The 13,084-nt window shown below is 66.4% G+C and carries 12 protein-coding genes and 3 tRNA genes; 8 read left to right on the plus strand and 7 right to left on the minus strand.

Annotated elements, in window-relative coordinates; genetic code table 11:
• Nucleotides 1–181: 181 nt before the first annotated feature.
• The 4 genes from OR600_RS08925 to rfbA form a co-directional block, all read right to left on the minus strand.
• The gene (locus tag OR600_RS08925) at nucleotides 182–1,429 is read right to left on the minus strand and encodes a Fic family protein (protein ID WP_265591038.1); all 1,248 of its coding nucleotides are present in this window, start codon (nucleotides 1,427–1,429) and stop codon (nucleotides 182–184) included.
• Nucleotides 1,430–1,745: 316 nt separating this feature from the next.
• Complete coding sequence (locus tag OR600_RS08930; RefSeq protein ID WP_265591039.1) at nucleotides 1,746–3,215, minus strand: sugar nucleotide-binding protein; 1,470 nt, start codon at nucleotides 3,213–3,215, stop codon at nucleotides 1,746–1,748.
• 15 nt (nucleotides 3,216–3,230) lie between these two features.
• The gene (gene rfbB, locus OR600_RS08935) at nucleotides 3,231–4,250 is read right to left on the minus strand and encodes a dTDP-glucose 4,6-dehydratase (protein WP_265591040.1); all 1,020 of its coding nucleotides are present in this window, start codon (nucleotides 4,248–4,250) and stop codon (nucleotides 3,231–3,233) included.
• Between the two features lie 29 nt (nucleotides 4,251–4,279).
• Nucleotides 4,280–5,182 (minus strand): glucose-1-phosphate thymidylyltransferase RfbA, encoded by a 903-nt coding sequence (gene rfbA / locus OR600_RS08940; protein ID WP_265591041.1) that lies wholly within the window; start codon nucleotides 5,180–5,182, stop codon nucleotides 4,280–4,282.
• A 286-nt stretch (nucleotides 5,183–5,468) separates the two neighbouring features.
• Here rfbA and OR600_RS08945 point away from each other — a divergent pair, with 286 nt between their 5' ends.
• The 6 genes from OR600_RS08945 to OR600_RS08970 all read left to right on the plus strand — a co-directional run bounded on the left by OR600_RS08945 (nucleotide 5,469) and on the right by OR600_RS08970 (nucleotide 8,656).
• Nucleotides 5,469–5,984, plus strand: coding sequence for a ferritin (locus tag OR600_RS08945; RefSeq protein ID WP_135977825.1), 516 nt, complete (start codon nucleotides 5,469–5,471; stop codon nucleotides 5,982–5,984).
• 93 nt (nucleotides 5,985–6,077) lie between these two features.
• Entirely contained in the window at nucleotides 6,078–7,007 is a 930-nt protein-coding gene (gene gluQRS / locus OR600_RS08950) for a tRNA glutamyl-Q(34) synthetase GluQRS (RefSeq protein WP_265591042.1), read from the plus strand.
• A 228-nt stretch (nucleotides 7,008–7,235) separates the two neighbouring features.
• Nucleotides 7,236–7,982, plus strand: a complete 747-nt coding sequence (locus OR600_RS08955) for a transposase (RefSeq protein ID WP_135977827.1) — start codon at nucleotides 7,236–7,238, stop codon at nucleotides 7,980–7,982.
• 96 nt (nucleotides 7,983–8,078) lie between these two features.
• Nucleotides 8,079–8,169, plus strand: a tRNA-Ser gene (locus OR600_RS08960).
• 156 nt (nucleotides 8,170–8,325) lie between these two features.
• Nucleotides 8,326–8,402: transfer RNA gene (locus tag OR600_RS08965), tRNA-Arg, on the plus strand.
• A gap of 177 nt (nucleotides 8,403–8,579) precedes the next feature.
• A tRNA-Arg gene (locus OR600_RS08970) sits at nucleotides 8,580–8,656 on the plus strand.
• Between the two features lie 94 nt (nucleotides 8,657–8,750).
• Here the strand turns inward: OR600_RS08970 and OR600_RS08975 are convergent.
• Entirely contained in the window at nucleotides 8,751–9,095 is a 345-nt protein-coding gene (locus OR600_RS08975) for a hypothetical protein (protein ID WP_265591043.1), read from the minus strand.
• Between the two features lie 112 nt (nucleotides 9,096–9,207).
• Here OR600_RS08975 and OR600_RS08980 point away from each other — a divergent pair, with 112 nt between their 5' ends.
• Entirely contained in the window at nucleotides 9,208–10,158 is a 951-nt protein-coding gene (locus OR600_RS08980) for a patatin-like phospholipase family protein (RefSeq protein WP_265591044.1), read from the plus strand.
• 55 nt (nucleotides 10,159–10,213) lie between these two features.
• Here the strand turns inward: OR600_RS08980 and OR600_RS08985 are convergent, their stop codons facing one another.
• Both OR600_RS08985 and serS read right to left on the minus strand, forming a co-directional pair.
• Nucleotides 10,214–11,104 carry a helix-turn-helix domain-containing protein gene (locus tag OR600_RS08985; protein ID WP_135977830.1) on the minus strand — a complete coding sequence of 297 codons (891 nt, stop codon included), beginning with the start codon at nucleotides 11,102–11,104 and terminating at the stop codon, nucleotides 10,214–10,216.
• Nucleotides 11,105–11,250: 146 nt separating this feature from the next.
• Complete coding sequence (gene serS, locus OR600_RS08990; RefSeq protein ID WP_265591045.1) at nucleotides 11,251–12,546, minus strand: serine--tRNA ligase; 1,296 nt, start codon at nucleotides 12,544–12,546, stop codon at nucleotides 11,251–11,253.
• Between the two features lie 163 nt (nucleotides 12,547–12,709).
• On the opposite strand from serS, the gene OR600_RS08995 reads away from it, so the two are divergent.
• A complete protein-coding gene (locus OR600_RS08995; RefSeq protein ID WP_135977832.1) occupies nucleotides 12,710–12,910 on the plus strand; it encodes a DUF6724 family protein in 201 nt (66 codons plus the stop codon).
• Nucleotides 12,911–13,084 lie beyond the last annotated feature (174 nt).

A 13,084-nucleotide genomic window follows, 5' to 3' on the forward strand; every position in this document is an offset into this window, starting at 1 on the left:
TTTTCCTCTCACAGTTTTACCCTCTAAAGGTAATACCGCGGGATGCACCCCGCTATGTCACTTTAAAATGCACTCAGCTTTTTCAACAAAGAGCATAGACCGGGAAGCCCCCGTGCCACAGAAAACGCCCCCGGCGGCCACAAGCCACCGGGGGCGTCGGCAATCCAGCGCCAACAGCCACCTACTCCCCCTCCAGAAGCCCCATCAATCCCCGGCCTCGAGCAGACAGCTGGAACTTTAGGGGCCTTTGGGACAGGGTCTCTATGAGTCCCTTTTCCTCCAGCGTCTTCAGATGTTTCCTTGCCATTTGTGGCGAAAGACTAAGGTAGTTGGCAGCATCGGTAAGCAGTACCTCGGGGGTCCATCCAAACAGCTGGACCTGGGCAAACATAAAGAGGAGGTCGCCCCCCTTCTCATTGACCTCGTCAGAGCCAACAGCCAGACGTGCCGCACTCCGTGCGCCCTCCATTTGTCCCCGCCTCAACTCGAGCCTCTCGATGTTGTTGGCCTGTGCCTCGAGCACATACTCGAGCATCCTCATGACAAAGAAGGTCAGCTCCCCATGGTTCATGGGGTGTTGGACAGTCTTGAATGCCTGATAATACGATTCCTTGTTTTCGGCGATCACACGCGAGAGCGACAACGCAGTACTCACAGACAATGGATCGCTTAACGCCAGCGCCAGTAGGTAGCGTCCCGTGCGGCCGTTTCCGTCATAGAACGGATGCACAGCCTCGAACACATAGTGCGCCATCACCGCCGAGCAGATCTGCGGAACCTCCTCGTTTTCCTGCAAGGAGAGCATGGATTCCACCATCTCAATGATGCGCCGCTCTGGATTCACGCCCGAATGCGCGGTTCTTCCACGTCCATCGATAATGTCCACAGGATCTTTCCTGAAAAGGCGGCCATCCGGAGTGTTCCCGTCAAGATCCTCGCCAGCCATCAATAGGTCGTAGATGCCCCGTATGTCCTCCGGCGAGTGGGGCATCACCGACGTCTTCTCGCTCAATCCGAGATAGAGCTTGGCAAACTCCTTAAAACGTTTTGACTTCAGCCCGTCGGCGGAATCTCCATGCTTGACCTCGTCAAGAACATCACTCACTTGCCTGCGCGTGCTGCGAACACCTTCAATTCCGTTTGAACACACCACCTCGTCGATAATGAGGCTGCGAGTGAAGGCACCCTGGGCAATGGGAGGCAGTGCCTTGAATGCAGCGGAGGCCTTACGCTCACGCCTAAGAACCCGCTCGATAATTACCGAAAGCTCACGCGGCATCGCCAAGAAGAGCTCATCCTCATTGAACACGATCCCGCTGCGGAAGGTCGACTCAGCCGACAGCCTTTCCCGCGCCTTCTCGCTGTTCACACGATACCTATCTGGAGAACCATCTTTATAGAATAGTTTCGATAGCTCTTCATAGGGCATCTCCGACCTCCTCAATCCCATGCAGTAGCAATAAGAGCCCATTTAGGGACGTCTTATTTATACTAAACGCCAATTAGTATAAATAAGACGGGGAGGAATGGGGCCTTAATAATAATGGACACCCAACCCCCAAAAGGAGTCATATTCCCAGACACTAGCTTTCTCGATATCGATTTACCTGTAATTTATATATTATCTCAACCAGCATCATTGTTGCCATATGCGCTGACTTCACAGGCAGACAAAGAAAAAAATGAAAACGCCCCCGGCGGCCACAAGCCACCGGGGGCGTCGACAATCCAGCGTCAACAGCCGCCTACAGCTCCTCCATGTACGCGGCCAGCGTATCCCTCCACGGCTCCGGCTCAAAGCCGGTCCCGCGGATCTTGGCAAGGTCCAGGCCCGAGAAGTGCGGCCGCGGGGCCACCGGGCCCTTCGCCCCCTCGTAGTAGGCCTCGGTGGTCACCGGCACGACGGCGCTGCCGTTACCGTTGCGCACCTCAAAGACCGTCCGGGCGATCTCGGCCCAGCTCGCCGCCTCGCCAGCACCGGTGAGGTTGTAGGTGCCAAAGGGCGCGGGCTCGCTCGGCTCCACGTCGCCCTCGCGGTACCCCAGCAGCCAGAAGATGGCCCGGGCCATGTCGTCGGTAAAGGTGAGGGCGCCGATCTGGTCGTCCACCACGGTCACCCGCTCCAGGGCGTCGTCGCCGTCGGCCACGCGGTCGGAGAGGGCCACCATGGTGCGCACAAAGTTCTTGCCGCGTCCCACCACCCAGGAGCTGCGCAGGATGTAGTAAGCCGGCGCCACGGCCACGGCCAGATCGCCGGCGGCCTTGGACTGCCCGTAGACCCCCAGCGGACCAAAGGGCTCGTCCTCGCCATGGAGCTCCTCAACCCCGTCAAACACGTAGTCAGAGCTCACGTGCACCAGCGTGATGCCGCGGGCGGCGCAGGTGGCGGCGAGCAGGGCCGGCCCCTGGGCGTTGGCGGCCCAGCAGGTGCGGCGCCCCTCCTCGGTCTCGGCGGCATCCACGGCCGTGTAGGCACCGCAGTTGATGACCGTGCCGTAGAGGTCCCAGTCGATGCCGTCGTAGGCCGCGGGGTTTGACATGTCGAAGGTGTCGATGTCGCAGTAGTCAAAGAACCCCGCCAGGCCGCGCTCCTCGGCCAGGGACCGCACGGCCTGGCCCAGCTGGCCGTTGCAGCCGGTGACCAAGGTGCGCCTGGGCCCCATGGCCAGGGCGTCGGCCAGGAAGGGGTGGTGCCGGTCGGCCTCGGAGAGCGTGCACTGCTCCAGCGGGATGGGCCACTGGATGGCCAGCTCGGGGTCGGCCAGGTTCACGAAGGTGTAGGTCTTCTTGAGCTCGGCGGACCAGTGGGCGTTCACCAGGTAGGTGTAGGCCGTGCCGTCCTCCAGGGCCTGGAAGGCGTTGCCCACGCCGCGGGGCACGAACACGGCCACCGAGGAGTCGATGACGCACGTGAACACCGTGCCAAAGCCCTTGCCCGGCCGGAGGTCCACCCAGGCGCCAAAGACGGAGCCGCAGGCTACGGAGATGAACTTGTCCCACGGCTCGGCATGGATGCCGCGGGTGACGCCGCGGTCGGCGTTGAAGCTGATGTTGTTTTGAACCGGGTTGAACGAAGGCAGGCCCGCGGCCTCCATCTTTGCCTTCTGCCAGTTCTCCTTGAACCACCCGCGGTCGTCGCCGTGGACCGAGAGGTCGACGACGTACAGGCCGTCGATGGGCGACTCCGTCACCGCAAGCTCGCGCTCGAACTCCATGGATGCAACCCCTTCCTACTGCCCCTGCTCGGCGTACTTGGCCTCCGTGGCCTCCTTGGCGGGCATCCACCAGTCCCTGTGCTCCGCGTACCAGGCGATGGTGTCCTCCAGGCCCTCGGAGAAGTCGCGGTGGCGCGGCTCCCAGCCCAGCTCCTCCATGGTCTTGGCAGGGTCGATGGCGTAGCGGCGGTCGTGGCCGGGGCGGTCGCGCACCCAGTCGAAGTCCTCGGGGTCGCGGCCCATGGCCATGAGGATGGCCTGCAGCACCTCGAGGTTGCTCCTCTCCCCGTCGGCGCCGACGAGGTAGGTCTCGCCGGGGCGGCCCTTGGTGAGGACGTCCCACACGGCGCGGGAGTGGTCCTCGGTGTGGATCCAGTCGCGGACGTTCCTGCCGTCGCCGTAGAGCTTGGCGCGGCCCCCGCAGAGCAGGTTGGTGACCTGGCGGGGGATGAACTTCTCGACGTGCTGGTAGGGGCCGTAGTTGTTGGAGCAGTTGGAGATGGTCGCGGGCAGCCCGTAGGTGCGGTGCCACGCCCTCACGAGCATGTCCGACGACGCCTTGGAGCTGGAGTAGGGCGAGCTCGGGCGGTAGGGGTCGTCGGGGCGGAAGCGCCGCGGCTCGTCCAGGGCGAGGTCGCCGTAGACCTCGTCGGTGGACACGTGGTGGAAGCGCAGCCCGTGCCTGCGGGCGGCCTCCAGCAGCCGGAACGTCCCCTCCACGTTGGTCCTGATAAAGGGCTCCGGGTCGGAGATGGAGTTGTCGTTGTGGCTCTCGGCGGCGTAGTGCACGACGGCGTCGTGGCCGGGCACCACCCGCTCCAGCAGCCCCGCGTCGCAGATGTCGCCCACCACGAGCTCCACCCGCTCGGCGGGCAGGCCGGCGATGTTCTCGGGGTTGCCGGCGTAGGTGAGCTTGTCGAGCACGGTCACGTGGGTCTCGGGGCGGTTCTCGGCGACCCAGCGCACGAAGTTGCTGCCGATGAACCCGCAGCCGCCGGTGACGACGATGTTTCTGGGGGAGAAGGTCTCCTGCATGGGTGCTCCTCGTTCCTCGGTGGGGGCTGTCACTCGCTGATGTGGTGGGGGACGAGGCGGCCCTCGGCCACCTCGGCGAGGTGCCTGCCGTACCCGCTCTTGCCGTAGCGCCCGGCCGCCGCGAGCAGCGCCTCGCGGCCGACCCAGCCGTTCTCGAAGGCCACCTCCTCGGGCACGCACACCGGCAGGCCCTGGCTGCGCTCCACGGCGCGCACGAAGTCGCCGGCGTCGTAGAGGCTCTCCATGGTGCCGGTGTCGAGCCAGGCGTAGCCGCGGCCCAGGGTCACCACGTCGAGCGAGCCCTCCTCCAGGTAGAGGCGGTTGAGGTCGGTGATCTCGAGCTCGCCGCGGGCGCTGGGGCGCACCCTCCTGGCCATCTCGCACACCCGGCCGTCGTAGAAGTACAGGCCGGTGACGGCGTAGGAGCTCTTGGGCCGGGAGGGCTTCTCCTCGATGGAGACCACGTTGTAGCCCTCGTCGAACTCCACCACGCCGAAGCGCTCGGGGTCGTCGACGTGGTAGCCGAAGACCGTGGCGCCGCCCTCGCTCTCGGCGTGGGCCACGGCCCCGCGCAGCACCTTTTTGAGCCCCTCGCCGTAGAAGATGTTGTCGCCCAGCACCAGGGCGCACGGCTCGCCGCCCACGAACCCCTCGCCGATGACGAAGGCCTGGGCCAGGCCGTCGGGGCTGGGCTGCTCGGCGTAGGAGAGCTCGACGCCGAAGCGGCCGCCGTCGCCCAGGAGCCGCTCGAAGTTGGGCAGGTCCGCCGGGGTCGAGATGACCAGGATCTCGCGGATGCCCGCCATCATGAGGATGGAGAGCGGGTAGTAGATCATGGGCTTGTCGTAGACCGGGAGCAGCTGCTTGGACGTGACCTCGGTCAACGGGTAGAGCCGGGTGCCGGATCCGCCGGCGAGAATGATGCCTTTCACGGGCGCCAGACCTCCTATAGAGCGGCACCGCCCCGGGCCGTGCCGCCGATCGTGAGAACGTGACGGACGCTCGGCGCCGTCGACCATAGTCAGTATGGCCCCGACAGGTCCGACGAACTTCAATCCTGCGTCATATTCACCCAAATTCACCCAAAGCGCAGGGCGGCAATGAAAAGGGTGCGCTTTCGAGGAGGTCGGCTCCGCCGCCCATACATCTCGGGCGCTAGAATCGCGGATACAGACCCTGGCGGTCGAACGACCGCGCACCCTCACGAAAGGAAAACCCATGGTCATCGATGAGCACCTCGGAGAGCTTCTCAACACCCAGATCAACAAGGAGCTCTACAGCGCCTACCTGTACCTCACCTTCGCCGACTACTACGAGGAGCGCGGCCTCAAGGGCTACGCCAACTGGTACATGGTCCAGGTTGAGGAGGAGGTGGCCCACGCCAAGATTCTCCGCCGCTATCTGCTCGACAACAACTACCCCGTGAAGATGCTGGGCATCGAGCAGCCCACCATGGCCTTTGACAGCGACATCGCCCCGCTCAAGGCCGGCCTCGAGCACGAGCACTACATCACCTCCTGCATCAACGACTGCTATGCCGCCGCCGTGGCCACCAAGGATTACCGCACCATGAAGCTGCTGGACTGGTACATCTCCGAGCAGGGGGAGGAGGAGATCAACGCCGAGGACATGATCAAGGACTACGAGCTGTTCGGCGGCTCCCCCGACGGCCTGTTCAGCCTCGACACCAAGTACGCCGCCCGCACGTTCGTGGCGCCCACGAAGGCGATGTAGGCAGGCCCGTTGGACACTCCCGCAGGAGACCGTTCGCACAACCTGACCGCGCCCGGCCATGGGTCGGCGCGCCACGGGGGCGGAGGGGCCGTCATGGGCCGCTTCGCCCCCTCCCCCTCCGGGCGTATGCACCTAGGCAACGCCTTCTCGGCGCTCATGACCTGGCTGGGCGCCCGGAGCCGCGGGGGGTCGGTGGTCATGCGGGTGGAGGACCTCGACCCGCGCTGCCAGGTGCCGGGGCGCGCGGAGGCCATCATGGACGACCTCCGGTGGCTTGGCCTGGATTGGGACGGTGACCCGGTGTTCCAGAGCCGGCGCGGCGACGCCTACGACGAGGCCCTGGCGCGGCTTGCGGGGCTGGGGCTCACGTACCTATGCTTTTGCACGCGGGCCGAGCTCCATGCGGCGAGCGCGCCCCATGCGAGCGACGGCACCTACGTGTACGCGGGGACCTGCCGCGGGCTCTCTGCCGAGGAGGTGGCGCGCCGGAGCGCGGTGCGGGCGCCGGCCGTGCGGCTGGCGGTGCCCGACGCCGACGACCCGGCCGGCACCGTGGAGGTGGACGACCTCGTGGCGGGGAGGCACCGGGAGGTGCTGGCCCGGGAGTGCGGGGACTTCCTCGTGCGGAGGAGCGACGGCGTGACCGCCTACCAGCTGGCCGTGGTGGTGGACGACGCCGCCATGGGGGTGACGCAGGTGGTGCGCGGCCGCGACCTGCTGGGGTCCGCCGCGAGGCAGCGCTACCTGCAGCGCCTGCTGGGGCTGCCCGAGGTGGAGTACGCCCACGTGCCGCTGCTGATGGCGGCCGACGGCCGGCGCCTCTCCAAACGCGACGGCGACCTCGACCTGGGTGCCATCCGGGCCCGCGGCGTGCGGCCCGAGACCGTGGTGGGGCGCCTGGCCCACGCGGCCGGCCTGACGGACAGCGACGCCCCGACGACGCCGACGGAGCTGCTGCAGGGCTTCTCCTGGGACCCGCTGCGAGGCCGCGGGGACATCCCCTGCGACGGCATCACAACCTGAACCGCCGTCCCACCACCCGGACACTTTTGTCCCAATGGTCGGGCACTTTTGTCCCACTTTGCTGCTTTTACACTTATCGACAAAACCTCCCATTGGTTTGTACTTTTGAACATTCCGCGAAGTATCCCTTATTAACAGCCACGGCGAACCATGTGAGATATTCTCTCCCCACCCCCTCCCACACCGCCCGCTCATGCATGGGCCGGCAAACTTGAAGGAGGGAATCCCATGCCGTTTGCCAGACGACAGAGCAGCTCGGACATCTACCACATCACGACCCGCGGGTCGGGCAGGCAAATCGTCTTCGAGGACGACGACGACCGCCGCGAGCTCCTGAGAATCCTCGACGAAGGCCTGGAGGCCAACGACGTGGGGCTTCTCGCGTGGTGCCTCATGGACAACCACTTCCATCTGGTCGCCGAGGGGGACGCGGACGACATCCCAAAGCTCATGCACCGCGTGAACTCTACCTACGCCCGGGCGTTCAACCATCGGCACGACCGTGTGGGACATCTTTTTCAAGGCCGGTACCTGCGGCTTCCAGTGGAAGACGACGGGTACCTGCTGACCCTCGTCCCCTACGTCCACCGCAATCCGGAGCGGGCGGGGCTCTCCCCCACCAGCGCCTACCCGTGGAGCAGCTACCACGAGGTGATGGAGGGGTGCGGCCGTGTGGATGTGGAGCGGCTGCTCGACCTTTTTGGAGGGTGGGACGGTTTTGAGGAGGCCCACGCCGACCAGGGGCCGCCGCCGGCTCCGGGGACTGTTCGCCAGAGGGACGTGCAACCCGAGGCGCTTCTCGAGATGGCGCGCAGCCTGTTGGGCGGAACGGACCCGAAGGAGGTCAAGGCGATGGCGAGGGGCGAGCGGGACTTCGCGCTGGCGACCCTCCGGAAGGGAGGGATGACCGTCCGGTCGATCGAGCGCCTTACCGGCGTGTCGAGGGGAGTCGTGTCCCGGGCCCCCTTGGGTTAGGGAGCGGTGAACCTGTGGGACAAAAGTGCCCGACCATTGGGACAAAAGTGTCCGGGTGGTGGGACGCGGCGATGGGTTATGATGGGGTGCGCACCCGGAGAGCTGACCGAGAGGCCGAAGGTGCTCGCCTGCTAAGCGAGTATAGGACTCAATCCTATCTGGGGTTCGAATCCCCAGCTCTCCGCCAGTGACTGCCCCAGCCCGCAGACCCCCGTGGCCTGCGGGCTGCTCTTGTTTTCCGGCGCCCTGGCAGGCCGCCGTCCCCATGCACGAAGCCGTATCCAAGCTGAATAAAATTCGTCCTTGACACCCTTGGACCGCCGTTACATACTATTTCTCGCACGCGGCGTTACCTCAGCTGGATAGAGGGTCTGACTACGAATCAGAACGTCACAGGTTCGAATCCTGTACGCCGCACCACTCGATCTTCTAGGCCCTCCGGGGCCTTTTTTCTTGCCGGTCGGAGCCGACCCCCCACCGCCTCGAACCCCGAGGGCCTCCTCGGACGAAGCGGGCGGGTGCCGGACGCCGCCTCTGAAAAAGACGGTATTCGGTGGTTGACAAACGAGGACCCTACCACGATACTCAATATCAGTCGCGGCGTTACCTCAGCTGGATAGAGGGTCTGACTACGAATCAGAACGTCACAGGTTCGAATCCTGTACGCCGCACCACTCGATTTTCCAGGCCCTCCGGGGCCTTTTTTCTTGCCGGCAGAAAGCGCCCCTGATCCGGGCCATGCCGCCGGGCGCCTTACAGCCAGAAACCTCACAACCAGAACGGGTCGCCCCGCACCGAGCACGGCACCCCGGCCGCCATGAGCAGCCCCAGCAGGTCGTCGAACGTGGCCCCGGGCGCCGAGAGGCCTTGCACCAGCGTCTGGGCCTCGCACCCCTCTGGACATCGCAGGGCGGCCCGAAGCGGCTCCCCCTTGGACACCGTGACCACACGCCGCCACGGGCCTTGCGCCCCGGACGCCACCCGCTCCAGCACCGCGACGGCGCGGCCGAGGTCCGCCACGGCCACGGACGGGCCGTCGGGCCCCTGCAGGCCGGGCGACAGGGGCACCACGGGCGCCAGGGGGCGGGCAAGGGCTGCGGGACAACGGCTCACGGGTTCTCCTCTCGGTGTTGACAGGAGTATACCCTAAATACGAACATATGTTCTGTTTAGAGGCGGCAAGCGGCGGTAGAAAGGTCTCGTTCACAAAAAAGAGGGAGGTCCTATGGCGGCTAACAAGGTTGATGGTGTGGGTCTCGCCCTGGCCGGCGGCGGATGGCGGTCCTATGCCCAGGTGGCGGTACTCGCCAACATGGAGGCCAACGGCATCCCCGTGGGTGCGGTGGCGGGCACATCCATGGGCTCGCTCGTGGCCACGCTCACCGCGGCGGGGCTCTCCTCCACCCAGATCGAGGACCTCCTGCTCAAGATGGACGTCAGCGTGGAGGAGGCAGGCATCGTCAAGAACATGCGCCGCCACGTGATCTCGGCCGTCACCCGCCAGGGCTTCGTGGACAACGGCGTGCTGGTGGAGCAGGTCCGCCCCCTGCTCGAGGAGGCGGGCGTGGCCACCTTCTCTGACCTCAAGATGCCCCTGGCCATCACATCGGTGGACATCATCACCGGTGACCTCGTGGTGTTCACGGGCACGGACGGCTTCTTCGAGGGGCCGGGCGCCTGGACCACCATCCCGGGCGACCACGACCTCGCCACCTGCATCGCCGCGTCGGGCGCATATCCGCTGGTGGTGCAGCCCGTCCATTTCCTAGGCCGCACCCTGGTGGACGGCGGCTGCCGCATGAACCTGCCCACGCCGCTGTTCGACCGCTCGGCGGTGGACGCCGTGGTGGGCGTGCACATGCTCAAGACCTACAAGGCCGTGGACGACCTCTCCATCCTCAACGTCATGGGCAAGTGCATGGACTACGGCGCCCAGCAGCTCGAGATCCTCTACGCCCAGGCGGCCGACGTCGCGGTCGACGTGCCCGTGCCCGGCGAGGACACCTTCAACCCCGGCCACGGCGAGGGCGTGGTGGACTTTGCCCGGGAGTGGCTGCTCAAGCACCCGGTGGACTGGTCGGCCGCGCACCCGAGCCTGCTCGACTCCGTGCGCCGTGGCGCCGCGGACTACCTGAGCCGCCTCTTCCGCGGGGGCGGAAACGGGCAGGAGGGGTAGGGCCCAAGCCGGCGATTTGGGACAAAAGTGTCCGGGTGATGGGACAGGGGGCCTGCTACTCGGCCGGCGCCTCCTCCCCGGTATCGTCGGCAGGGCGCGGCCACAGGGCGTCCACCAGCAGCGACACCGCCAGCCCCATGAGAATGAGGCCCCACGCCGGATGCCACGCCCCTTCGAGAAGCCCCACCACGAGAAAGCCCGAGAGCCCCAACCAGAAGCACAGGCCGGCCACGGCCCCGCGCAGCTTGCGCCCGCGCTTGCCGCGCACCACGGCGTTCGCCACGGAGCACAGGCTCTCCCAGGCGGGGATGACGGCAAGCAGGCAGCCGCCCACATCCCAGCGCTGCTCGAAGAGCCCGAGCCAGAGGAACGCGATAATGGCCAGCGGCGCATAGGGGATGCGCGAGACGAACGCCCGCGGCTTGGACCCGTGCCCCTCGGCCCGGTGGGCGTCCGCCCAGCTGTCGTAGCGCTCGTCGTCGATCCACACCGAGCCGTCCTCCTCGGTGCGCACGGTATGCTCGCCGTCGGACGCATTCACATGGATGCCGCCGGGACCCACCTCCACGTGGTCGCCGGTACGGCGGTCGTGCACGTCCACGCCACCCCAGCCCACGGAGACCGACGCGTCGGCCGACGTCACCCGCACACCGTCGTCCCACGAGCACTCGACGGCGTCGCCGGCTCCCGCCGCGGCCTCGACCGGTTCTTCGGCCGCCGGCCCCTCCGGACGCTCTCCTCCGGCCGGCCCATACACCAGCTCGTCCAGGGTCACCCCGTAGAGCCGGGCGAGCGCGATGAGGTTGTCCGTGTCTGGGCTCGACTCCGTGCGCTCCCACTTTGAGACCGCCTGCCGCGAGACCCCGAGCCTCTCGGCGAGCTGTTCCTGGGTGAGGCCGTGCTCGCGCCGCAGGGTGGCCAGGCGCTGGGCGATGGAGACGTTCATGGTCGGTGCCTTCCTGTACGTGGCCGGACGGATGGGACCACCGTGCCGCGACGGCCGGTTGCAGGCCACCACCTTTGGGTTGAGAAACGGGAACGCCCCCGCAACTTTGGGTTGCAGGGGCGCAAAGACACAGGTGAAAGACCCTGTTACGCGTTCACACCCTCCTCGGGCTCGATGACGGTGACCCCGCCCATGTAGGGCACGAGGGCCTCGGGGACCGTGACCGTGCCGTCCTCGTTCTGGTAGTTCTCGATGATGGCGGCCATGGCACGGCCCACGGCCAGACCGCTGCCGTTGAGCGTGTGCACGTAGCGGGTGCCCTTGAACTCGCTGGGGTCCTTGTAGCGGATATTGGCGCGGCGGGCCTGGAAGTCCCAGCAGTTGGAGCAGCTGGAGATCTCCTTGTAGTCGCCGTAGCTGGGCAGCCAGACCTCGAGGTCGTAGGTTTTGGCGGCCGAGAAGCCCAGGTCGCCCGAGCAGAGCGTGACCACGTGGTAGGGCAGGCCGAGGGCCTGGAGGCACAGCTCGGCCTCGTGGGTCATGGCCTCGAGCTGGTTCATGGAGTCCTCGGGGCGGGCGAACTTGACCATCTCCACCTTGTCGAACTCGTGCACGCGGATGATGCCGCGGGTGTCGCGGCCGGCACTGCCCGACTCCTCGCGGAAGCACGGGGTGAAGGCGGTGTACTTGAGCGGCAGCTTGGAGCCGTCGATGATCTCGTCGCGGTGGATGTTGGTGAGCATGACCTCGGCGGTGGGGATGAGGTACAGGTTGGGCTCCACGTGGTAGAGGTCGTCCTCGAACTTGGGCAGCTGGCCGGTGCCGTAGAGGGTGGCGGCGTTGGTGATCACCGGGGGCCACCACTCCTTGAAGCCCGCCTTGATGTGCATGTCGATGAAGAAGTTGATGAGTGCACGCTCCAGGCGGGCGCCCATGCCGCCCAGCAGGTAGAAGCGGCTGCCGGCGATCTTGACGCCGCGCTCGAAGTCGATGATGCCCAGCTCGGGCCCCAGGTCCCAGTGGGCCTTGGCCTCGAAGTCGAGCTCGCGCGGGGTGCCCCAGCGCCTGACCTCGACGTTCTCGCTGTCGTCCTTGCCGTAGGGCACCGACTCGTCGGGGATGTTGGGGATGTGGCTCATGAGGTCGGTGAGGGCCTCCTCGACCTCGCCGCGGCGGGCGTCGAGCTCGGCGATGCGCTCCTTGTCGGCGGCCACGGCGGCCTTGGCGGCCTCGGCCTCGTCGCGCCTGCCCTCGCGCATGAGGCGGCCGATCTCCTTGGAGGCGCTGTTGCGCCGCGCCTGCAGGCCCTCCACCTCGGCGATCACGGAGCGGCGCTCGGCCTCGAGCTCGAAGAAGCGGTCGCGGTCCCAAGAGCCGTTGCGGGAGGCCATGGAGGCGTCCACGGCGTCGGGGTTCTCGCGAACAAACTTGATGTCGAGCATGGTGACCCACTTTCGCTAGGGCTCGTTTGATGCGCCGTCGGGCGCCGTACCTGCGGCTGGGCAGGCGGCACCTGCGCGGCCTGACGCACCAGTATATACTTGCGCCTACGCGCCCGGCCCCACCGGACGGGCCCGCAGGCCCTTTTGCATGAGAGGTTCCCCCATGGATTTCGTGACCTGGCTCTTCGACACCCGCGCAGGCGTGGCCGCCATCTTCATCGGCGGCATCGCCCTGTGCCTGCTCATCGCCTTCATCCTCGAGCGACGCACCAAGAGGATGTACTTCGACCACCCCAAGGGGGACGGCGAGGACGACGGCATCTTCTCGGGCATCTTTGGCGGCGACGACGAGGACGACGAGTAGGCCGCGGCCGCCGCACAGCGACCTTCATGGGGCCCGTGCCGTGGGATGCCGCGGTGCGGGCCCTTGTCGCGTCTCAACCCATGCCAGAGGCGTCTCCGGCATGGGTCTCTCGGCAAAAGCGGCACTCCGACGCGGCGATTCCATGCCAAAGGCTCGTCCGGCATGGGCCGCAGG

Source organism: Granulimonas faecalis (genome assembly GCF_022834715.1).
Classification (GTDB): Bacteria; Actinomycetota; Coriobacteriia; order Coriobacteriales; family Atopobiaceae; genus Granulimonas; species Granulimonas faecalis.

Excerpts from the sequence above, each read along its gene's own strand:
- serS (WP_265591045.1), bottom strand. The coding sequence starts at position 12,546 with ATGCTCGACATCAAGTTTGTTCGCGAGAACCCCGACGCCGTGGACGCC.
- rfbB (WP_265591040.1), bottom strand. The coding sequence starts at position 4,250 with ATGCAGGAGACCTTCTCCCCCAGAAACATCGTCGTCACCGGCGGCTGC.
- OR600_RS08930 (WP_265591039.1), bottom strand. The coding sequence starts at position 3,215 with ATGGAGTTCGAGCGCGAGCTTGCGGTGACGGAGTCGCCCATCGACGGC.
- OR600_RS08995 (WP_135977832.1), top strand. The coding sequence starts at position 12,710 with ATGGATTTCGTGACCTGGCTCTTCGACACCCGCGCAGGCGTGGCCGCC.
- OR600_RS08925 (WP_265591038.1), bottom strand. The coding sequence starts at position 1,429 with ATGCCCTATGAAGAGCTATCGAAACTATTCTATAAAGATGGTTCTCCA.
- OR600_RS08980 (WP_265591044.1), top strand. The coding sequence starts at position 9,208 with ATGGCGGCTAACAAGGTTGATGGTGTGGGTCTCGCCCTGGCCGGCGGC.
- OR600_RS08985 (WP_135977830.1), bottom strand. The coding sequence starts at position 11,104 with ATGAACGTCTCCATCGCCCAGCGCCTGGCCACCCTGCGGCGCGAGCAC.
- OR600_RS08945 (WP_135977825.1), top strand. The coding sequence starts at position 5,469 with ATGGTCATCGATGAGCACCTCGGAGAGCTTCTCAACACCCAGATCAAC.
- OR600_RS08955 (WP_135977827.1), top strand. The coding sequence starts at position 7,236 with ATGCCGTTTGCCAGACGACAGAGCAGCTCGGACATCTACCACATCACG.
- gluQRS (WP_265591042.1), top strand. The coding sequence starts at position 6,078 with ATGGGCCGCTTCGCCCCCTCCCCCTCCGGGCGTATGCACCTAGGCAAC.